The 20,504-nt window shown below is 34.7% G+C and carries 21 protein-coding genes; 10 read left to right on the top strand and 11 right to left on the bottom strand.

The genetic code is table 11. From position 1 onward, the window contains the following. Positions 1–38: 38 nt before the first annotated feature. The gene (locus ACZ5CF_RS04970; RefSeq protein WP_464580740.1) at positions 39–1,571 is read left to right on the top strand and encodes an OmpA family protein; all 1,533 of its coding nucleotides are present in this window, start codon (positions 39–41) and stop codon (positions 1,569–1,571) included. A gap of 6 nt (positions 1,572–1,577) precedes the next feature. Beyond that, the gene (locus ACZ5CF_RS04965) at positions 1,578–2,267 is read left to right on the top strand and encodes a TapB family protein (RefSeq protein ID WP_464580739.1); all 690 of its coding nucleotides are present in this window, start codon (positions 1,578–1,580) and stop codon (positions 2,265–2,267) included. Here the strand turns inward: ACZ5CF_RS04965 and lipB are convergent. Genes lipB through ACZ5CF_RS04950 form a run of 3 tightly spaced genes read right to left on the bottom strand, consistent with a single transcriptional unit; the run spans position 2,264 to position 3,932 of the window. After that, positions 2,264–2,986 (bottom strand): lipoyl(octanoyl) transferase LipB, encoded by a 723-nt coding sequence (gene lipB, locus ACZ5CF_RS04960; RefSeq protein WP_464580738.1) that lies wholly within the window; start codon positions 2,984–2,986, stop codon positions 2,264–2,266. The genes ACZ5CF_RS04965 and lipB overlap by 4 nt on opposite strands. 33 nt (positions 2,987–3,019) lie before the next feature. Further along, positions 3,020–3,766, bottom strand: coding sequence for a hypothetical protein (locus tag ACZ5CF_RS04955; protein WP_464580737.1), 747 nt, complete (start codon positions 3,764–3,766; stop codon positions 3,020–3,022). A 7-nt stretch (positions 3,767–3,773) separates the two neighbouring features. Continuing rightward, positions 3,774–3,932, bottom strand: a complete 159-nt coding sequence (locus tag ACZ5CF_RS04950; protein ID WP_464580736.1) for a YqaE/Pmp3 family membrane protein — start codon at positions 3,930–3,932, stop codon at positions 3,774–3,776. Between the two features lie 177 nt (positions 3,933–4,109). Here ACZ5CF_RS04950 and lysS point away from each other — a divergent pair, with 177 nt between their 5' ends. Both lysS and ACZ5CF_RS04940 read left to right on the top strand, forming a co-directional pair. Further along, positions 4,110–5,801 (top strand): lysine--tRNA ligase, encoded by a 1,692-nt coding sequence (gene lysS, locus ACZ5CF_RS04945; RefSeq protein WP_464580735.1) that lies wholly within the window; start codon positions 4,110–4,112, stop codon positions 5,799–5,801. 95 nt (positions 5,802–5,896) lie between these two features. Then, positions 5,897–7,369 (top strand): SLC13 family permease, encoded by a 1,473-nt coding sequence (locus ACZ5CF_RS04940; protein WP_464580734.1) that lies wholly within the window; start codon positions 5,897–5,899, stop codon positions 7,367–7,369. Positions 7,370–7,602: 233 nt separating this feature from the next. Here the strand turns inward: ACZ5CF_RS04940 and ACZ5CF_RS04935 are convergent, their stop codons facing one another. Further along, positions 7,603–8,244: a hypothetical protein gene (locus ACZ5CF_RS04935; RefSeq protein WP_464580733.1), complete on the bottom strand. Its 642-nt coding sequence runs from the start codon at positions 8,242–8,244 to the stop codon at positions 7,603–7,605. A gap of 217 nt (positions 8,245–8,461) precedes the next feature. Here ACZ5CF_RS04935 and ACZ5CF_RS04930 point away from each other — a divergent pair, with 217 nt between their 5' ends. After that, the gene (locus tag ACZ5CF_RS04930) at positions 8,462–8,875 is read left to right on the top strand and encodes a hypothetical protein (RefSeq protein ID WP_464580732.1); all 414 of its coding nucleotides are present in this window, start codon (positions 8,462–8,464) and stop codon (positions 8,873–8,875) included. Between the two features lie 62 nt (positions 8,876–8,937). Next, positions 8,938–9,444 (top strand): hypothetical protein, encoded by a 507-nt coding sequence (locus tag ACZ5CF_RS04925; protein ID WP_464580731.1) that lies wholly within the window; start codon positions 8,938–8,940, stop codon positions 9,442–9,444. Positions 9,445–9,486: 42 nt separating this feature from the next. On the opposite strand, the gene hemL is transcribed toward ACZ5CF_RS04925, so the two are convergent. From hemL to ACZ5CF_RS04900, 5 genes are read right to left on the bottom strand one after another with little or no spacing between them, the layout of a single operon-like run. Further along, positions 9,487–10,773 carry a glutamate-1-semialdehyde 2,1-aminomutase gene (gene hemL / locus ACZ5CF_RS04920; protein ID WP_464580730.1) on the bottom strand — a complete coding sequence of 429 codons (1,287 nt, stop codon included), beginning with the start codon at positions 10,771–10,773 and terminating at the stop codon, positions 9,487–9,489. Positions 10,774–10,779: 6 nt separating this feature from the next. Then, a complete protein-coding gene (locus ACZ5CF_RS04915; protein ID WP_464580729.1) occupies positions 10,780–11,592 on the bottom strand; it encodes a glucosaminidase domain-containing protein in 813 nt (270 codons plus the stop codon). Further along, the gene (locus tag ACZ5CF_RS04910) at positions 11,585–12,484 is read right to left on the bottom strand and encodes a 1-aminocyclopropane-1-carboxylate deaminase/D-cysteine desulfhydrase (protein WP_464580728.1); all 900 of its coding nucleotides are present in this window, start codon (positions 12,482–12,484) and stop codon (positions 11,585–11,587) included. The genes ACZ5CF_RS04915 and ACZ5CF_RS04910 overlap by 8 nt, the downstream gene beginning before the upstream one ends. A gap of 51 nt (positions 12,485–12,535) precedes the next feature. Next, positions 12,536–12,997 carry a hypothetical protein gene (locus tag ACZ5CF_RS04905; RefSeq protein WP_464580727.1) on the bottom strand — a complete coding sequence of 154 codons (462 nt, stop codon included), beginning with the start codon at positions 12,995–12,997 and terminating at the stop codon, positions 12,536–12,538. A gap of 60 nt (positions 12,998–13,057) precedes the next feature. Then, on the bottom strand, positions 13,058–13,387 hold the full coding sequence (locus ACZ5CF_RS04900; RefSeq protein ID WP_464580726.1) for a hypothetical protein: 330 nt from the start codon (positions 13,385–13,387) through the stop codon (positions 13,058–13,060). Positions 13,388–13,442: 55 nt separating this feature from the next. Between ACZ5CF_RS04900 and ACZ5CF_RS04895 the strand changes: the two genes are divergently transcribed. The 4 genes from ACZ5CF_RS04895 to ACZ5CF_RS04880 all read left to right on the top strand — a co-directional run bounded on the left by ACZ5CF_RS04895 (position 13,443) and on the right by ACZ5CF_RS04880 (position 17,964). Continuing rightward, positions 13,443–13,613, top strand: coding sequence for a DUF5522 domain-containing protein (locus ACZ5CF_RS04895; protein ID WP_464580725.1), 171 nt, complete (start codon positions 13,443–13,445; stop codon positions 13,611–13,613). Positions 13,614–13,658: 45 nt separating this feature from the next. Next, complete coding sequence (locus ACZ5CF_RS04890; RefSeq protein ID WP_464580833.1) at positions 13,659–15,647, top strand: urocanate hydratase; 1,989 nt, start codon at positions 13,659–13,661, stop codon at positions 15,645–15,647. Between the two features lie 30 nt (positions 15,648–15,677). Continuing rightward, positions 15,678–16,211, top strand: coding sequence for a DUF4136 domain-containing protein (locus tag ACZ5CF_RS04885; RefSeq protein WP_464580724.1), 534 nt, complete (start codon positions 15,678–15,680; stop codon positions 16,209–16,211). Positions 16,212–16,308: 97 nt separating this feature from the next. Further along, positions 16,309–17,964: a SulP family inorganic anion transporter gene (locus tag ACZ5CF_RS04880; protein ID WP_464580723.1), complete on the top strand. Its 1,656-nt coding sequence runs from the start codon at positions 16,309–16,311 to the stop codon at positions 17,962–17,964. 34 nt (positions 17,965–17,998) lie between these two features. On the opposite strand, the gene ACZ5CF_RS04875 is transcribed toward ACZ5CF_RS04880, so the two are convergent. Continuing rightward, positions 17,999–18,247 (bottom strand): hypothetical protein, encoded by a 249-nt coding sequence (locus tag ACZ5CF_RS04875; RefSeq protein ID WP_464580722.1) that lies wholly within the window; start codon positions 18,245–18,247, stop codon positions 17,999–18,001. Between the two features lie 160 nt (positions 18,248–18,407). Continuing rightward, positions 18,408–20,459, bottom strand: a complete 2,052-nt coding sequence (locus ACZ5CF_RS04870; RefSeq protein ID WP_464580832.1) for an alpha-ketoacid dehydrogenase subunit alpha/beta — start codon at positions 20,457–20,459, stop codon at positions 18,408–18,410. Between the last annotated feature and the right edge of the window lie 45 nt (positions 20,460–20,504).

The following is a 20,504-nucleotide window of genomic DNA, read 5'->3' as shown; positions in this document are numbered from 1 at the left end:
CGTTTTTTGTATATTATTCTTTTACACCTTACGCTATTATGAGAACACTCTATTTTAACTGTAGGCTAATTCTTAGCTTGCTTGTAATCTGCACATTTAGTCTTGACGGAATAGCTCAAAAAAAACTCAAACGGCCAAGCAGTAGAGTTGGTATAAACAATGTAGATACTTTTGTACAAGAATCTTTTGATTTGTACGACAAAGTATATATGTACGATGGCTACACCAAAAACAACAAACCTTTAGAAGACAATGATCTTGATGTTTTAGAACAAGCCATAGAAGATATTGCATTACTTACAGAAAGTGCTCCTAATGTAATTTCCAGTTTAGAGGGGCAAAGCGCTTTAAAAAAAGCTAAAGCTACTTTACAAATTAATCGTGCAAAAAAGGCATTAAAATATAGTATTAAAACTGCTAAAGACCTTTTAACAGGGCATAAAAAAGATACAGAAACAACAGAAACCGAAGAAGATGTTGTGGAGAGTACTGGCTCAGAACCTAACAATAGCCAAAACAACACCACCCAAAATCCTTCAACAGAAACATCTGAAAATTCAAAAGATAAAGATATTGTTATTTACAGAAAGTATGATTTTGTTCCGGGAGACAAACTGCTTTTTTTTGATGATTTTTCTATTGATTTTGTTGGTGATTTTCCTTCTAAATGGAATACTAACGGAAGTGGAGAGGTTGTTTCTGTAAATTCAGAAAAATGGTTTGAAATTAAACCCGGTTTTAACACTTTTTATATTCCGTTAGCGCCAACGCTACCGGAAGACTATACTGTTGAGTTTGATGTTTTAACTTCCGGCATAGATAGGCAAACAAGTTCATCTGCCCTATTACGAATTTACTTATCTGAAGATCCTAAATATAGTAATAACAAAGGTACGTATGTAAGTGTTGGTTTACCTATGTGCCAATACCATCCCGTAGGAATTAGAATTTACAGCAAAATAGAAGGTATTAATAATACGGTAGCTGCAGACATTAGAAAAGAAGTGTTAAACAAACCGCATTTTGCCATAGCTGTTAATAAACAACGATTTAGGCTATGGGTTAATGAGCGTAAATTATTAGATGTTCCACAATTTATTCCAGAAAATTCTAACATTACTACCTTAAAATTTGAGTTGGTACATTTAAAAGATGGTAAAGAGCGCTTGTTTATTAAAAACATAAAAATTGCCGAAGGAGGTGTAGATTTAAGAAGGAAGCTCATGGCCGAAGGAAAAATATCTACCAACGGAATATTGTTTGATAGTGGTTCTGCTAAGCTATTACCACAATCTATGGGAATAATTCGGCAAATTTTTCAGGTGTTGCAACAAGACCCTTCTATAAACTTAAAAATTGTTGGGCATACAGATTCTGATGGTGACGAATCTAGCAACCTTAAACTCTCTAAAGAAAGAGCTGCTGCCGTAAAAAATGCATTAGTATCTATTTATGGCGTAAATGAAAATCGTTTAACCATAGAAGGAAAAGGAGAATCTGAACCTGTAGAAGACAACACTACCCCGGCCGGAAAAGCAAAAAACAGACGCGTAGAATTTGTAAAAACATAAAACATCATGAAAAAACTAATTGTATTGGCAGCATTGTTCACTTTTAGCTATGCTACCACTTTTGCACAAACAGCCATTTGCGACAGTAAATATTATCCTTTAAAAGAAGGTGTTTTTTATGAAATAACTATTTATAATAAAAAAGATAAACCTGAAGGTGTAGTAAACTATACCATTAAAAATGTAGCAGACAATAAAGCTACTGTACAATCTACATTATTAGATGAAAAAGGTAACGAGGTAATGTCTTCTGAATATTTTATGTTTTGTGATGAAAATGGGGTTTCTATAGATTTTAAATCGTTAATGAATAATAATATGCTGCGCAATTATGAAAATGCAGAAATTAAAATGAGTGGTAAAAATATTTCTATTCCTAATAAACTTAGTGTAGGTCAGGAGTTAGATGAAGCCAATATAGAACTTGAAATTAATATGGCTCCGTTAACTATGAAAATGTATACCAGAATGTTTAATAGAATAGTAGAAGGTAAAGAAACTATTTCTACACCTGCCGGAGATTTTAATTGTTTTATTGTTTCTCATGACACCGAATATAAAATGGGCATTAGCAAACGTAAAAGTCATACAAAACAATGGCTTGCCGAAGGCGTTGGAGTAGTAAAAACAGAAGAATATAAGAAAAAGGGCGGTAAACTTGAAGCTAAAGCTATTTTAACAAATTTTTCTGACTAAACACTTGTTTGCTCTTTAACGATTGATGCTTCAAAAAGCGTAGTAAAATGTTTTATTATTTTTTGTTTAACCTCATTTAAATCTACTTCATTTACACCCAATTCTACGTTTAAAGATGTAACTGCTTTACCTCTAATTCCACACGGTATTATATTATCAAAATACCCCAAGTTAGCATTAACATTTAATGCAAAACCATGCATTGTTACCCACCTGCTGGCCCTAACACCCATAGCACATATTTTTCTTGCAAAAGGTGTTCCTACATCAAGCCAAACTCCGGTTTCTCCTTCGCTTCTGGTGGCTTTTAAACCATACTCAGCCAAGGTTAAAATAATGGTTTCCTCTAACAGTCTTAAGTATTTATGAATATCTGTAAAAAAATTATCTAAATCTAAAATAGGATACCCGACAATTTGTCCCGGACCATGGTAAGTTATGTCTCCTCCTCTATTAATTTTATAAAAAGCAGCCCCTTTTTCTTTAAGTTGTTCTTCGGTTAATAAAAGATTAGAAATATCACCGCTTTTGCCTAACGTATAAACATGAGGATGCTCTACAAACAAAAAGTAGTTTGGTGTTGGGTTTTGAGTATTATTATTTCTGTTAGCAACTTTAGCGTCTATAATTTGCTTAAAAAGCTGCTCTTGGTAATCCCAAGTTTCTTTATAGTCTTTAAATCCTAAGTCTTCTAATATAACAGCCTTATTTTTGCTCATGCTGCAAAGTTACAACAACTACACCTAATTACATTAATTTTCTAACTCTACCTCTATATCTAATGCCTTAGGATCTTTTATGTAGGTTAAAAAATCTGTTTCTAAGGTTAATGTTTTACCATCCGGACTAAGCAATGCCTTATTAGATGAAACTGATTTTACTTTTTTAGGAAAATGATATTTAAGCGTGTACGTTGAGCTTCCCAAAAACATGCTACCCTCTTTTAAACTATCTATAGTTTGCTGATGAAGCTCTTTATTGGTAATAGTTGTTTTTCTGGAAAACCTGTTATTTGCGTAAGTATACTTTACAGAAGTGGCATCACTTTTAGCGCTCATTGGATTGTTTTTGCTTTCCTGATTGCTATTATTGCCTTGCAATGCACTAGCATCCTGAAAAGCTCCTAACATATCACTCAACTCATTAACCGAAGTAAATTCGGTAAATAAATTTAACTTCATTTTTTTAGCCTCCGGATTCATTACCATTCGCATTGCAAAATTTTCAAGTCTTTTTAATCTGGCTTGCTCCTGGGCAGAAAGCTGTGCTATACTATCTTGTTTCTCTTTTAAAAAATCTTTAAAATACATTACAGAGTCTATTGCTTTTTCGCCCTCTTTAACCATTTCATCTCCGGCCATAGCCATTAGCTCATCGCCATTAAAATTTAGCGATATTTTACCACTTCCGTTCTCATTTAAATGTAACTCTTCGGTGAAATTGCAACTAGAAAATAAAGCTCCAAATAAAATTGCTAAAGCAAAAAAAAGTTTTCTCATTTAAGTATTATTTATTGGTATTATTTAAAATAATTAATGCAGCAATTACACCGGGAACCCAACCACAAAGCCACAATAAAAACACTATTAATATAGAGCCACACCCTTTATCCATTACAGAAAGAGGCGGAAAAACTATGACGAGTAGTACTCTCCAGAAACTCATACTTTTGTTTTTTGATTGATGCAATTAATTGGTCTAATATACCACTAATTTGTTACACCTTTTTGGCTGTAAACTATTGTAATGAATTATTTGTTTTAATTATGTCTTTTATTTGAATGCCCACACAATTGATACATTTAACAATAGTAGCTATCTTTGCAGCCTTAAATTTGAATTATGCAACTTTCAGAGCAAGAAATAATTAGAAGAGAAAAGCTGAGCAAGCTAAGAGAAATGGGAATAGACCCATACCCAGCAGCAGAATATCCTGTGTCTCACACTTCTAAACAAATTAAAAACGATTTTAGTGAAGGTAAAGAGGTTGTTATCGCCGGAAGACTAATGTCTAGACGTATACAAGGTAAAGCCTCTTTTGCCGAGCTACAAGATAGCGAAGGTAGAATTCAGGTATATTTTAACCGCGATGAAATTTGTCTGGGAGAAGATAAAACTCAATATAATGAAGTTTATAAAAAGCTTCTTGATATTGGCGATATTATAGGTGTAGAAGGAACTCTTTTTACCACTCAAGTTGGCGAAAAAACTGTGATGGTAAAAAAGTTTACTTTGCTAAGTAAAGCACTACGCCCATTACCGCTACCAAAAGTAGATGCAGAGGGTAAAATTTATGATGAGTTTAACGACCCTGAGCAACGTTACAGACAACGTTATGTAGATTTAATTGTAAATCCGCATGTAAAAGAAACGTTCATTAAAAGAACCAAAATAACAAACAGTATTCGTGATTTTTTTAACGAAAGGGGATACTTAGAGGTAGAAACGCCAATATTACAACCTATTCCGGGAGGAGCTGCTGCTAGACCCTTTGTAACCCATCATAACGCATTAAATATACCCCTTTACTTACGTATTGCTAATGAGCTGTATTTAAAACGATTAATTGTAGGTGGTTTTGATGGAGTTTATGAGTTTGCTAAAGATTTTAGAAATGAAGGAATGGATAGAACTCATAACCCTGAGTTTACAGTTATGGAGCTTTATGTAAGCTATAAAGACTATAACTGGATGATGGAAACCACCGAAAAGCTTTTAGAAAAAGTTGCTACAGATGTAAACGGTACAACCAAAACTAAAATAGGCGATAACGAGATTGATTTTAAAGCTCCGTACCCAAGAGTTCCTATTTTAGATGCTATAAAAGAGCATACCGGTTTTGATGTTACCGGAATGAATGAAGAACAATTACGTGAAGTTTGCAAAAAATTAGACATTGAGGTAGATGACACTATGGGGGTTGGTAAACTCATAGATGAAATTTTTGGAGAAAAATGTGAGCACCATTACATACAACCAACTTTTATAATAGATTATCCAAAAGAAATGAGCCCGCTTACCAAGGCGCATCGTTCTAAACCCGGACTTACAGAGCGTTTTGAACTTATGGTAAACGGTAAAGAGTTGGCTAACGCTTATAGTGAGCTTAACGATCCTATAGACCAACGTGAACGATTTGAAGAGCAGCTTCGCCTTTCGGAGAAAGGAGATGACGAAGCTATGTTTATAGATCAAGACTTTTTAAGGGCTCTAGAATATGGCATGCCTCCTACTTCAGGTATCGGTATTGGCATAGATAGGTTAACTATGTTTTTAACCAATCAACCGTCTATACAAGAAGTATTATTCTTCCCTCAAATGAAGCCAGAGAAAAAGCAAATATCTCTAACAGACGATGAGAAAAACGTATTGGCATTATTAAAAGAACAATCTCCTACAGATTTAAGCCAGTTAAAAGAAAAAACAGGTTTAAGTAATAAAAAGTGGGATAAAGCCATTAAAGGTTTAACCAAAAATAAGTTAGCTAAAGTAACCAAAACCGAAGAAGGCTTAATTGTTTCTGTGATAGATTAACCACAACTACCATATTTATAATTTAAAAGAACTGCTTGTTAAGCAGTTCTTTTTTTTATAAAAACAATTAAATTCGTGGTTATACAACCTGCAGTATGATTACATCAAAAAAAATTGGTTTACTTCTTGGGCCCCTAGCATATATTGTAACACTTTTATTCTTTCATCCGGAAGGATTATCAAATCAAGCAAATGCTGTGCTTGCAACCACATTATGGGTAGCTATTTGGTGGATAACAGAAGCGCTCCCCATTGCAGTTACAGCCTTACTTCCTATAGTGCTATTCCCGCTATCCGGAGGATTAACACTGCCTGAAACTACAGCTTCTTTTGGGCATAAGTTTATATTTTTATTTCTGGGTGGTTTTATTATAGCCAAAGCAATAGAAAAAAGTAATTTACATAAGCGCATAGCGCTTTCTATTATACATGTTGTAGGCACGAATGTTAAAAAAATAATACTTGGGTTTATGTTAGCAACCGCATTTTTATCAATGTGGATTTCTAATACTGCAACTTCTGTAATGATGCTACCCATTGGGTTAGCCATAGTAACACAGTTAAAAGACAACCCAAACACCATAGAAAACGAAAACCTAATTTTTGGTAAAGCATTAATGTTAGCTATAGCCTATAGTGCCTCTATTGGTGGTATTGCAACCTTAATCGGAACGCCCCCTAACTTAGTATTAGCGGGTGTTATAGAAAGCACTTACGGTTATGAGATTTCCTTTTTACAGTGGTTTCAAATTGGACTTCCGTTATCACTAACTTTGCTTGCTCTTTGTTGGTGGTATTTAACCTCGGTTGCTTTTACGTTTAAGCAAAAAGAATTTCCGGGAGGAAAACAAGAAATTAAAAGACTATTAAGTCAATTAGGCCCTACTTCTTATCAAGAAAAAGTTGTTGGAATACTATTTTTTTTAACTGCTTTTTGTTGGATTACACGCTCATTCTTACTACAAAAATTTATTCCTAATATAGACGATACTATTATTGCCATAGCTTTTGCTATTGCTTTATTTATAATTCCGAATAAAGATTTAAAAACACCTCTTTTAACCTGGAAAGAAGCTGTTAAATTACCGTGGGGAATTATTTTATTATTTGGTGGAGGTATGGCTTTAGCTAAAGGCTTTGAAGAAAGCGGATTGGCACTTTGGATTGGCAGCCAGATGACCATTTTACAAGGCGTTTCTTTACTTTTATTAATATTCCTTTTAGTAGCTGCCGTAAACTTTTTAACCGAAATAACATCTAATTTAGCTACTACAGCAATGTTGCTTCCGGTGTTAGCACCAATTGCTTTAACTGTTAATGTACACCCTTTTAGTTTAATGGTTAGTGCTGCTTTGGCTGCATCATGTGCTTTTATGCTTCCGGTAGCTACACCTCCAAATGCAGTTGTTTTTGGTTCCGGATATTTAAGAATTCCAGATATGGTATCTAGAGGATTATTTATGAATTTAGCATCAATTCTACTTATTACTGCCTTTGTTTATTTTGCATTACCTCATATTTGGAATATAGTTATTGAGATGTTTCCGGAAGAGTTATTAAAAAAATAAATCGCCAGCTAAGCCAACGATTTATTATTAAACTAACCCAAACTAAAAAATGAAGAACTACTTCGTTAATAATACTTGTAAAGTTACACATAACTGCTTAGTTTTCACAGTGTTTATTTAATATTTTTTAGGGGATTTTTCCCTTTAAATAAAAACCCCGCACAATGTGCAGGGTTTTACAGCTAACTCAAATAATCTACTATGAAAAACAAATTATTTATTGGTAATCACTATTAAATAGTGCCTGGTTTTGCATAAGCATTAAAGTTTTTAGGTAAATATGCTTGTAAATCAAAATTAAATTCAAGCTCTACTTCATCTTCTATATACTCTATACTATGAATATCAAAATAAGTTTCACTCGGGTTAAAACCTCTTGGCGTATAATCTTCTAAATCAAATTCAAAACTCAATTCTACTTCATCTTCTATATATTCTACGCTGTGAATATCAAAATAGGCTTCATTTGGGTTAAACCCTCTTGGTGTATGCTCTTTTAAATCAAAATTAAAATCAAGAGCAACCTCATCTTCTATATATTCTATGCTATGAATGTCAAAATAAGCTTCGTTCGGATCAAAACCTCTTGGTGTATGAGCTTCTAAATCAAACTCAAAATTTAACGCTACTTCATCTTCAATGTATTCTACGCTATGAATATCGAATTCTTTTTTTGCAGTTATTGTTGGCATCCAGCTTCTAGAAGAAGTAGCTAACAAGTCGTTATCTGTGTAAGCTATATAATTGTCATCTATTGTAGTGGTGGCGTAAACAACTGAGAGTTCTTCGCAATCGTTATAGGGTTCTGTTTCTGTGGACTGTGTAGTAGCGTTTAAAGCAAAAAGCAAACTACAAATTAAGGCTAACTTTCTCATCGTGGTATTGTTTTAAACTGGTTCGTTTTTTGTTGATTGTTTATTATTAAGACGTGTAGTAGAATACTTTGTTACGCTGTTTATGAAATGTTTAACAGATTTTCTGTTTTTTTAAGCCTTTGTTTAGAAACCTGTTTTACAAGTAATTAAACCAGTTATGCATTAAACCTTATGCTTTAAGTAGTGTCTAAGCTACTAAACAATAAAAGGTATAATCATGAAAAAGAAAGTATTATTAATTGTAGCAATCATTATCTGCACTAACTCTTTTGCTCAAATTTCTTCAACTACGTTTAAAAAAGTTAAAACACCCCAAAAGAACAAACTAACTACAGAACAAAAAGCTTTATTACGAGCTCAAAAACTTGCTCTGTTGTTAGATTTAACCGAAGAGCAACAGCAGACCGTATTAGAGATAAACAAAGATTTTTTTAAACAACTAAAAGAACACAAAGAAAGTAGTGCTAATTCTCGCAATACATTTGAGAATATGTATTTTAAAAACAAAATACTATTGAATAAACAACGTGCAATGCAAGAAGTTTTATCTACAGAACAGTACAAACACTATAAAAAGTTAAAACTTAAACATGTATTTAAAAAAAGAAGAGCTCACTTAACTCGTAGGTAAAGCTTTCACATAATAGAAAATATTATTTTTGTTTAAGCGTTATTACAGTAAACTAAAATATCATGAAAGCTTTCAGGTTACTATTATTAGTTTTTGTTTTATGCTTTGGATTTGTTGTAAATGCACAAGCACAATCTAACAAAACCAATAAGCAAAAACAAGATAAAGAGTACAGTCAGAAAAAAGATAAAGACGACGACGACGATGATGACGATGATGACGATGACGATGACGATGACAAAATAAATAATAAAAAGAACACCAATGAGCAAAAAGCAGTTGCACAAGAACTATTTGATAAATTTAACTCTGCTTTAGACTTAGACAGAAGACAAGCTAATAGGGTATATTCTATTATTTATAATCATTTAAAGAAATCAGATCAGAAGCAAAGTACTATTAAAAATAGCCCTAGTAATGCTGATAAATATTTTTACGAAATAAGAAAGCTCGAGACACAGTTTGATAAAAGAATACTTAAAATTCTAAATGCTAAACAACGAGAGATTTACCAAACAAATCTTAGAAAAAAAGTAGTGGTACCAGAAAAAAAAGAAGAAGCATTTTAATAAAAACACTAAAAAAAGCGCTGCCTTCTGGCAGCGCTTTTTTTATAACTTAGTGATAACACGTTCTACTGCTTTAATAGTATTATCTAAATCGGTATAAGTTAATGCATCGTTTAAGAACCAGCTTTCAAAAGCGCTCGGAGGTAAATAAATACCCTCATTTAGCATACCGTGAAAAAACTTCTTAAACGTATCATTGTTACCTTTTGCAGCCGATTCAAAATCTACAACTGGCTCATCTGTAAAGTGAACAGAAATCATAGAACCTAATCTATTTATTGTATATGCTAAACCACTACTACTTAATACTTTCTCTAATCCTTCATGCAAATACGCTGTTTTTTTGTTTAAGCTATCGTAAATAGCTGGGTTATTATGTAAAGCTGTTAGCATGGCCAAACCGGCTGCCATTGCTAAAGGATTGCCACTAAGTGTTCCTGCCTGATATACCGGACCAATAGGGGCTAAACAACTCATTATTTCGTCTCTGGCTGCAAATGCTCCAACAGGAAGCCCGCCTCCAATAACTTTACCAAAACATACAATGTCTGCTTTTATGTTAAATACTTCTTGAGCACCTCCGGGAGCAAGCCTGAAACCGGTCATTACCTCATCAAAAATTAATAAAATGTTATGCTCATCGCACAAGGCTCTTAACCCTTCTAAGAAGCCTTCTTTAGGTAAAATACATCCCATATTACCGGCTACCGGTTCTAAAATTATGGCTGCTATTTCTCCTTTGTTAGCTACAACAATTTGCTTAACATGCTCTAAATCATTATATCTGGCCAAAAGAGTATCTTTAGCTGTACCTTGTGTAACCCCCGGACTATTAGGGCTACCAAAAGTTACCGCTCCGCTACCTGCCTGAATTAAAAATGCATCACTATGGCCGTGATAACATCCGGCAAACTTTATTATTTTTTCGCGTTTTGTAAATCCTCGAGCCAACCTAACTGCACTCATGCAAGCTTCGGTTCCACTATTTACAAACCTAATTTTATTAATATTAGGCACCATAGAAACTGCCAGTTTTGCTATTTGAGTTTCTATTTCGGTTGGAGTTCCAAACGATGTGCCTTGTTTTGTTTTATCTATTACAGCATTTACAACAGGCTCAAAAGCATGCCCTAAAATCATTGGACCCCAAGACGCTATATAGTCTATAAATTTATTTCCGTCTTCATCAAATAAGTAAGCTCCGTTTGCCTTTTTTATAAAAACCGGAGTGCCTCCTACTGCATTAAATGCCCTTACTGGCGAGTTTACTCCTCCCGGAATGTATTGCTTAGCTTCTACGAATAATGCACTGCTTCGTTTGTAAATCATTCTCTTTTATTTTGATGTAATTGGTGTTTTAATAATTAATAGTTGACCAACTTTTATGGTATTTGTTTTTAATCCGTTTAATGACTTTATATCATCAACTGTTGTGTTGTATAATTTTGCTAAGGCATAAAGCGTATCGCCTTCTCTAACTACATGATTAACCCAATTGGTTTCTTTCGGGGCAGATTTTACAGCCAGCTTTCCTTCTTTAATTACTTCTCTATCGTATTTATACAGTTTGTACTTCTCTATCAGAGAAATTAATTTATTTGGGTATTTAGGATCTGTTGCATAGCCTGCTTTTTTTAAGCCTCTGGCCCAACCTTTATAGTTATCTTTTCGTAACTCAAATAAAAAAGCATACCTGCTTCTTGTAGCAAGAAATTCACTATGATCTCTAAACGAATATAGCGGATGTGTATACTTTCTAAAGCATTCTCCTCTTTCATCATCATCATGGTATGCTCTTGCACCGTTCCAGCCGGTATGACATTTTATACCAAAGTGATTGTTAGATTTTAGTGTAAGCTCTCCCCTTCCTGCTCCGCTCTCTAAAATACCTTGTGCAAGCGTAATGCTGGCAGGAATGCCATATTTGCGCATTTCTTCTTGAGCAATCTCATGAAAGACATCAATGTAATGCTCTACAGAAACAATTTTTGGCACAACAAAAGGCTCTGTTTTAGGATTGGTAGTTTCTGTATTTTTAGACTCTTTTTTATGTTCTACATGTGGTTTTTTTGTAGTAATTGCTCTTTTCTTGCTAGAACAGCTACTTACAAAAAGTATAAGGGCAAATAATGTTAAATATTTATACATGTATAGTAGGTAAGTTTTTTTGTTTTAAAACCATATTCATCCCGTCAATTCCTTGTAATCCTCCTGTATGAATTGCCAAAATTTTAGTGTGCTCTTTAAAATAACCTTTTTTTACCAGGCTTAGTATGCCGTACATCATTTTTCCGGTGTAAACCGGATCTAACGGTATTGTTGTTTGTTCTTTAAAATTGTTTATAAAATTAATTAGTGTTTTGTTTACTTTAGCATACCCGCCAAAGTGAAAATCACCACATAATGTCCAGTTATTTTTTTGTGCAAATTTACGAATATCGTTGTGTAAAAAATCACCTTTTAAAGCTGGAAAGCCAATTATTTGCTGCTGATTGGCTGAAGAATTTATTAATCCGGATATAGTACCTCCGGTACCTACAGGACAGCAAACAAAGTTAAAGGTTTTGTCTTCTAAAGTTAAAATCTCTTCGCATCCCTTAACAGCTAAACTATTTGTTCCGCCCTCAGGTAAACAGTAAAAAGCTCCAAATTTAGTCTCAAGTTCTTTTAAAAACTCCGGCGTATTTTTTAATCTGTATTTTTCTCTGCTTACAAAGTACAATTGCATTCCGTTTGTTGCAGCAAATTGTAATGTAGGATTGGTTTGAACTTTTGTAATTAATTCTTCTCCTCTAATAACCCCAATAGTGTTGAACCCATATTTTTTTCCGGCAAAAGCAGTAGCTGCAATATGATTAGAGTATGCCCCACCAAATGTTAAAAGCGTTGTATGACCAAGCTTTTTGGCTTGGTCTATATTGTACAATAACTTTCTGTATTTATTTCCAGAGATATGTTTATGTATGGTGTCTTCTCGCTTAATAAAAAGCGAGACTTTTTTTTCTTGTAATAAAGGTAATGTAACAGCCTGATTGTACAATGCAATACTATTAAGCTACAAAGTTAAAAAAGCTGCCAAAGAAGGCAGCTTTTAAATTTTCTTTTTTGTTCTAAACTCATCAAGGTAGCTTCTATGAATTGAGTCGGCCCTTTTCATCATCTTTTTTATTTCTTCATTACGTTTTTTCCATGAATTCATAAAAAAGTCATCGTAAAAAAACGATTTATAAAAAATAGAATCTGACGGGAACATCTCAAAAAAATCAGTATCAAAACCAAAAGAAAAATCTTGTTTAAATCTGTTTTTAAACGAATTCATTAAACTATCCAGCATTTCTTGAGACACATCGCTCCCATCTGATGAAAAAGACCAAACATACGTAGAGTCTAACCTGATTATGTTACCGTTTTCGTCTATCTCTTTGGTTACACTCCATCGCTCTTTTGGTTTTGGTTCATTAGCCTTTAACTTAGATTCTTTTTCTTTTGTCTCTTGCCCGCTACAAGCTAAAACAGAGAATATTGTTGCTACAATAAAAACTGCTCTTTTCATAGCTTTTTTTTTTAAAATATCAACAGCAAAAAAAATGCCATTTTAAACAGAATGTTTCTATTAAATATACTTAGTAAATGCCCAAAGCGAACGCTCTTTAATGTAGTTTATATTATGCTCGTTAGCATAAGCTTCTCTCTCAAAAGAGATGTTGTAGTATGCCAGCTTTATGTTTTTAAATTGTGCAAGACGTATAACCCACTCTACCAGGTACCAAATGTAAAAAAACAATACTAACAACTCTTGCTGTTGCTTAATATGAATTAACTCATGATTAACCAATTTAACATCTTCTTTAAGTAGCTTATTCTTTAGTATTATAAAGGGCCAAAGTGTTAACCCATCAAACCGTTTTGGTAATAAATATTTAAAAACAAGTACTCGTGCCATAGTTAGCTTGTAATGAGTTAACTTTGCATAAAAATACAACTTTAATAGTGTATTTATGAAAAAACATATCCCTTTAGAAGAAGGAGACTATTACTTTACCCCAGAAGGTTACCGGTGCTTTACAGAGCAATATCACTTAAAAAGAGGATATTGTTGCCAGAGCGGATGTAGGCACTGCCCTTATGGTTTTGATAAAAAAACAAACACCTTTAAAAACAAAAAATAATACGTTTATAAATTATTGTTTGTAATGCAAAAAAGTATTGATAAAATGACATTTAAAGAGCAAATTCTACAAGGAATTCCAGATATACTACCAGAACCAAAACCTTACGACCCAAATGTAAACCACGCTCCAAAGCGTAAAGACATTTTATCTGACGATGAAAAGAAGCTGGCGTTAAAAAATGCTCTTAGATATTTTCATCCAAAACACCATGCTATTTTATTACCCGAGTTTAAAGAAGAGTTAGAGCAGTACGGTCGTATTTACATGTACCGTTTTAGACCGGATTACAAAATGTATGCTCGTTCAATAGATGAGTATCCGGGCAATAGTACACAAGCTAAGGCTATAATGCTCATGATTCAAAATAATTTAGATCCAGCTGTTGCACAACACCCTCATGAGCTTATAACATACGGAGGTAACGGTGCCGTATTTCAAAACTGGGCACAATACCTGTTAACCATGCAATATCTTGCCAATATGACCGATGAACAGACATTGGTTATGTATTCAGGGCACCCGCTTGGTTTATTCCCTTCACATAAAGATGCGCCTCGTGTGGTAGTTACCAATGGGATGATGATTCCTAATTACTCTAAACAAGATGATTGGGAACGTTTTAATGCTCTTGGTGTTACACAATATGGCCAAATGACAGCCGGTAGTTATATGTATATTGGTCCGCAAGGTATTGTACACGGAACAACCATTACGGTTTTAAATGCCGGCAGAAAAATTTCTAAACAAGGAGAAGATTTACAAGGAAAACTTTTTGTTACAGCCGGATTAGGAGGTATGAGCGGTGCACAGCCTAAAGCCGGTAATATTGCCGGATGCATTACTGTTTGTGCAGAGGTAAACGAAAAAGCAATACAAACCAGACACTCACAAGGTTGGGTAGACGAAGTTATAGACAACTTAAACGAACTTGTAGCCCGAGTTAAAAAAGCTAAAACACAAAAAGAAGTAGTTTCTATTGCCTATTTTGGTAATGTGGTTGATGTTTGGGAAAAGTTTTATGAAGAAGGTATTTATATTGATTTAGGAAGCGACCAAACATCATTACATAACCCATGGGCCGGAGGATATTACCCTGTTGGGCTTACCTACGAAGAAGCAAATACTATGATGGCAAACCAGCCTGAAAAGTTTAAAGAACTGGTTCGAGAAAGTTTAAAGCGTCATGCTGCTGCCATTAATAAACATACGGCCAAAGGAACATACTTTTTTGATTATGGAAATGCCTTTTTGCTTGAAGCCTCTAGAGCCGGTGCAGATGTTATGGCTAAAGATGGTAAACGCTTTAAATACCCAAGCTATGTACAAGACATAATGGGGCCAATGTGTTTTGATTATGGTTTCGGGCCGTTTAGATGGGTTTGTTGCTCTGGTAACCCTGAAGACTTAGCTAAAACAGATGCAATTGCTTGTAAGGTTTTAGAAGAAATAAAAGCTACCGCCCCAAAAGAAATTCAGCAGCAAATGGCAGATAATATAAAATGGATTAAAGGAGCACAACAAAATAAATTAGTTGTGGGATCACAAGCAAGAATATTATATGCCGATGCAGAGGGAAGAATAAAAATTGCAAAAGCATTTAATGAAGCAATTGCCAATGGAGAAATAGGTCCGGTAGTATTGGGGCGTGATCATCATGATGTATCAGGAACCGATTCTCCGTTTAGAGAAACATCAAATATTTATGATGGGTCTCAGTTTACAGCAGATATGGCAATACACAATGTAATTGGCGATAGTTTTAGAGGCGCTACTTGGGTAAGCATTCACAATGGTGGTGGTGTTGGATGGGGAGAAGTAATTAACGGTGGTTTCGGCATGGTTCTTGATGGTACTAAAGATGCAGAAAGGCGCTTAAAATCAATGCTTTTCTGGGATGTAAACAACGGAATTGCCAGAAGAAGTTGGGCTCGAAATGATGAAGCAATATTTGCCATAAAACGTGCTATGCAAGAAGAGTCAAAACTTAAAGTTACTTTACCAAACAAAGTAGACGAATCGTTGTTTACTTAAGCAGTAACTGTTAACTCAAAAAGCAATACTATGAAAACAACAAAATTTATAGGTATTGTAGTATCATTAATACTACTTACATCTTGTGTATCGGTTCGGGTAGTTGCAGACTACGATAAAGAGGCCAACTTTAATTCGTATAAAACATTTGCATTTTACAAACCCGGTATAGATAAGGCCGAGATTTCTGATTTAGACAAAAAACGAATTCTTAGGGCCATTGAAGCCGAAATGATTCTTAAAGGGTTTAAAAAATCAGACAACCCAGATCTTCTGGTTAGTATTTTTACTAAAGAAAAAGAACGTGTAGAAGTGTATAACAATTACTACGGAATGGGTTGGTTCTGGAATCCTTGGTGGTTTGGCCCAAATTACAGCACTGTTACTACCCGTACAGAAGGCTCTCTTTACATTGATTTAATTGACGCCAAGAAAAAAGAGCTTGTTTGGCAAGGTAAAGGAAGTGGTTATTTAACCAAAAGGGTTGAAAAAAAAGATGAAAGAATCAGAGAGTTTGTCTCTGAGATTTTAAAACAATACCCTCCTGCTTCTGTTGGGCAATAAAATAAAAGCCGCCATAAAGGCGGTTTTTTTATTACACTCCCTTTAATTTTTTAGTTAGTTACATTGTTATATCTTTGCCGGCTTTTAAGGGAAAGGTATGACAAAGAGACAAAAACTTATTAAAAACTTTACTCAGAACCCCAAAAACGATATTCTTTCTGGATTAACTGTTGCACTGGCTTTAGTTCCTGAGGCTGTTGCCTTTGCATTTGTAGCCGGTGTAGACCCCTTAGTTGGGCTTTATGGCGCATTTATGATGGGAATTGTTACTGCCTTATTTGGTGGTCGCCCCGGGATGATTTCTGGTGCTACAGGAGCTATGGCAGTTGTTATGGTTCATTTAATTCAAAAAGGAAATGAGGTAGGTTTAAATTTAGAAACCCCAATTGAAAATCTTGGATTACAATGGCTCTTCATTACTTTACTAATAGTTGGAGCAATTCAAATTCTGGCAGGTGTTTTTAAGCTTGGTAAATTTGTTAGACTTATACCTCATCCTGTAATGATGGGGTTTGTAAATGGGTTAGCTATTGTTATCTTTTTATCACAATTAAAACTATTCCCACAAATAACTCCAACTAACCTTTCTTTTACAGACAATCCTTCAGAGTGGATTTCGGCTGTTATAAGCAATAAGCCATTTTGGATTATGCTTTCTCTTGTTGCTTTAACCATGGGTATAATGGTTTTATTACCTAAAATCACTAAAAAACTCCCTGCTGCTTTAACAGCAATTTTAGTGGTAGCAGCCATTACTATTTTTGGAGGTGTTGAGGTTAGTACTGTTGGATCTTTTATTAAAGAAGGTGGTGGTGAAGGCTTGCAAGGAGGCTTACCTCAATTTCAAGATCAAATTTTTGGATTATTCTATACGCTAAACGGACATTGGAAACTAATCTTATCTACAGCATTTTTACTTGCAGCCGTAGGACTGATAGAGTCTTTAATGACGTTAAATTTAATTGATGAACTTACAGAAACTCGCGGTAGCGGAAACAGAGAATGTGTAGCACAAGGAAGTGCCAATATTTTAAACGGTCTTTTTGGAGGCATGGGAGGTTGTGCCATGATCGGTCAATCTATCATAAACGTAAACTCCGGAGGTAGAGGCAGGTTGTCCGGTACTGTTGCTGCTATTGCTTTGTTGCTTTTTGTTTTGTTTGGCGCTCCTTTAATAGAACAAATACCTATTGCAGCATTGGTGGGAGTTATGTTTATGGTTGTTATTGGTACGTTTGCGTGGAGTAGTTTCAGAATTTTACATAAAATTCCGCTTTCAGATGCAATCGTACTTATTGCCGTTTCTGCAATAACTGTTTGGCAAGATTTAGCTATTGCTGTGTTGGCAGGTGTAATTATGTCTGCTTTAGTATTTGCATGGAAAAATGCAACAATGATTAGAGCTCGAAAACGCATTAAAGAAGATGGTACTAAAGTTTACGAAATTTGGGGGCCATTATTTTTCGGATCGGTACAATCTTTTAACAGTAAATTTGATCCGAAGAACGATCCGGATAAGGTAGAAATAGATTTTATGGAGTCTAAAGTAACAGATCATTCCGGGATTGAAGCTTTAAGAAATATTGCTAATAAATATATAGAGCAAGGAAAACAAATAAAACTTACACATTTAAGTCCGGATTGTAAATCATTATTATTAAAAGCTAACCCTAAATTTGATAGTATTATTGAAACAGCTATAGACGACCCAAGATACTATGTAGTTACAAACTTGGTGGATGCTGAGGTATAAAAAAAGCGACTCACAATGTGAGTCGCTTTTTTTGTTATTTACTATCGTCTTCTACTTTTACTTTAACAGTATCTCCTTCTTCTTTCTTAATTTTTAACTCTTTGTTGTCGGTTTCTACTTTAATTTTAGTTTCATCTTCATCTTTTTTAATTTTCACTTCTGCCCCTTCAGCTTTCATTGCTTCCATTTGCTTTTGGGCTTCTGTTTTTGGTTCTTCTTTACACGATACAAACAAAACGGTTAAACACAAAACTGTTGCAATAGCAATTATACTCTTTTTCATAGTTTTTAACTTTTTTGGTTTAAATAAAATGTAAGAAAAACAACCGTTTTTCATTGTTAAAAACCTGCTAAAAAATCTTAAAAATTGTAAAAAAAGGAGCTTAGAAAGCTCCTTTTAAAAAGCAAAAGTGATGTCTACAACTTACTGTGTAAACAATTGGTTAGTAGTCTAATAAAAGTTGTATTTTTTGTTTTACTTTTTCTGTTGATGGTATCATGGTTTGCTCTAAAGTACTATTTAATGGTATAGCCGGTAAGTTTTCACTACCAATTACCATTACCGGAGCATCTAAATATGTAAAACATTCTTCTTGTATTTTTCCGGCAAGAGCACGAGCAAACGTATTTTCTGATGGTTCTTCGGTTACTACTAAGCACTTACCACATTTTTTAACCGAATCAAACACCGTTTTATAATCTATTGGGTGTAATGTTCTTAAATCTACAACCTCTATGGTGTCTTGTAGTCCTAGCTCTTGAGCAGCATTTAAAGCCCAATGTACACCCATACCATATGTAATTACAGAAACCGTTTCTTGCTCTTCTTGCTTCCAGATTTCTTGAACCACATTGGCTTTACCAAACGGCAATATGTAGTCTTCTGAAGGCTCTATAGATGTAGCTCTTTGAGTGCCCGGAACTTTACTCCAATACAACCCTTTGTGCTCAAAAATAACAACAGGGTTAGGATCATAATAAGCTGCTTTCATTAATCCCTTTAAATCGGCTCCGTTGCTTGGGTAAGCTATTTTAATTCCTCTAATATTAGTAACTACACTCTCTACAGATGATGAATGGTACGGACCACCACTACCATAAGCCCCTATTGGCACTCTTAAAATCATGCTAACAGGCCATTTCCCGTTAGAAAGGTAGCAGCTTCTACTAACTTCTGTAAATAGTTGGTTTAGGCCCGGCCAAATATAATCTGCAAACTGAACCTCTACAATGGGTTTTAACCCAACCGCACTCATACCAACGGTAGAACCCACAATAAATGCTTCTTGAATTGGCGTATTAAACACTCTGCTGTCTCCAAATTTCTGCGCCAGTGTAGCTGCTTCTCTAAAAACGCCTCCTAATCGTCCGCCAACATCTTGCCCATATAGTAAGCACTCTTTGTGCTTTGCCATAAGTTCCTCTATAGCAAATAAAGCACAATCTACCATAACCACTTTATCTGCATTTTTAGGCTCCCTTTCTCCTTGCTCTTGGGTTATAGGAGTTGGGGCAAAATCGTGTGTAAATAAATCTTCAGGTTTAGGGTCTTCGGCTTTAAGAGCTTCATTATAATCTGCTGATACCGTTTTCTTTACTTTCTCTTCTATTGCTTCAATCTCTTTTAAAGTAATCCCGTTATCTAGCAACAACTGCTTTAGTTTTGGGTACGGATCTCTTGCTCTAGCCTCTTCTAAATCATCTCTGTACCACTCCATTCTAACTCCTGAAGTATGATGGTTTAACAACGGAACTTTAGCATGAACCAAAAAAGGTCTTCGCTCTTCTCTTATAGTCTTAATTACTTTTTGTAGCGTAGTAAAACTTTCTAAAAAATCTGTACCATCTATAGAAACAGCCTCTAAACCATGAAAGCCTTTTGCATATTCTGCAGCATTTTGGGCTCTTGTTTCTGCTTCGTTAGCCGAAATATCCCACCCGTTATCTTGTACTAAATATAAAATTGGCATTTGCTTTAAGGCTGCCATCTGGAACGCTTCGGCTACTTCTCCTTCGGTTACAGATGCGTCACCTAAAGAGCAAACCGAAATGGGCTTTTGTTCTAGATTCTTATCGTCTAATCTCTGAATTTCTTTGTACTGTATTCCCATAGCAACTCCGGTAGCAGGTATTGCTTGCATACCGGTTGCAGATGATTGATGTGGAATTTTAGGCTTATCGGGGTCATTTAAACTGGGATGCGAATAGTAGGTGCGGCCTCCAGAAAACGGATCATCTTTTTTGGCTAATACTTGAAGCATTAAATGATACGGACGCATACCTATTGCTAATAGCATGGCATCGTCTCTGTAGTACGGGAATACATAATCTTGTGGTAGCAATTGCATACCTAAAGCCGTTTGTATTACCTCATGCCCACGTGAAGTAGCATGAACATACTTAGAAACTACTTTAAAGTTTTCTTCGTACAGCTCTGCCATAGCTTTTGCTGTACAAAGGTTTGTAAATGCTTGTATTAGTGTTTGTTTGTTCATGCTATTGGTTTGTACGTTTTCTTTCTCTTTCACTGCCTTCATGTT

Source organism: Lutaonella thermophila, assembly GCF_055387725.1.
Note: the sequence above shows the minus strand (reverse complement) of the source record. Positions and strands in the feature narration are given on the sequence as shown.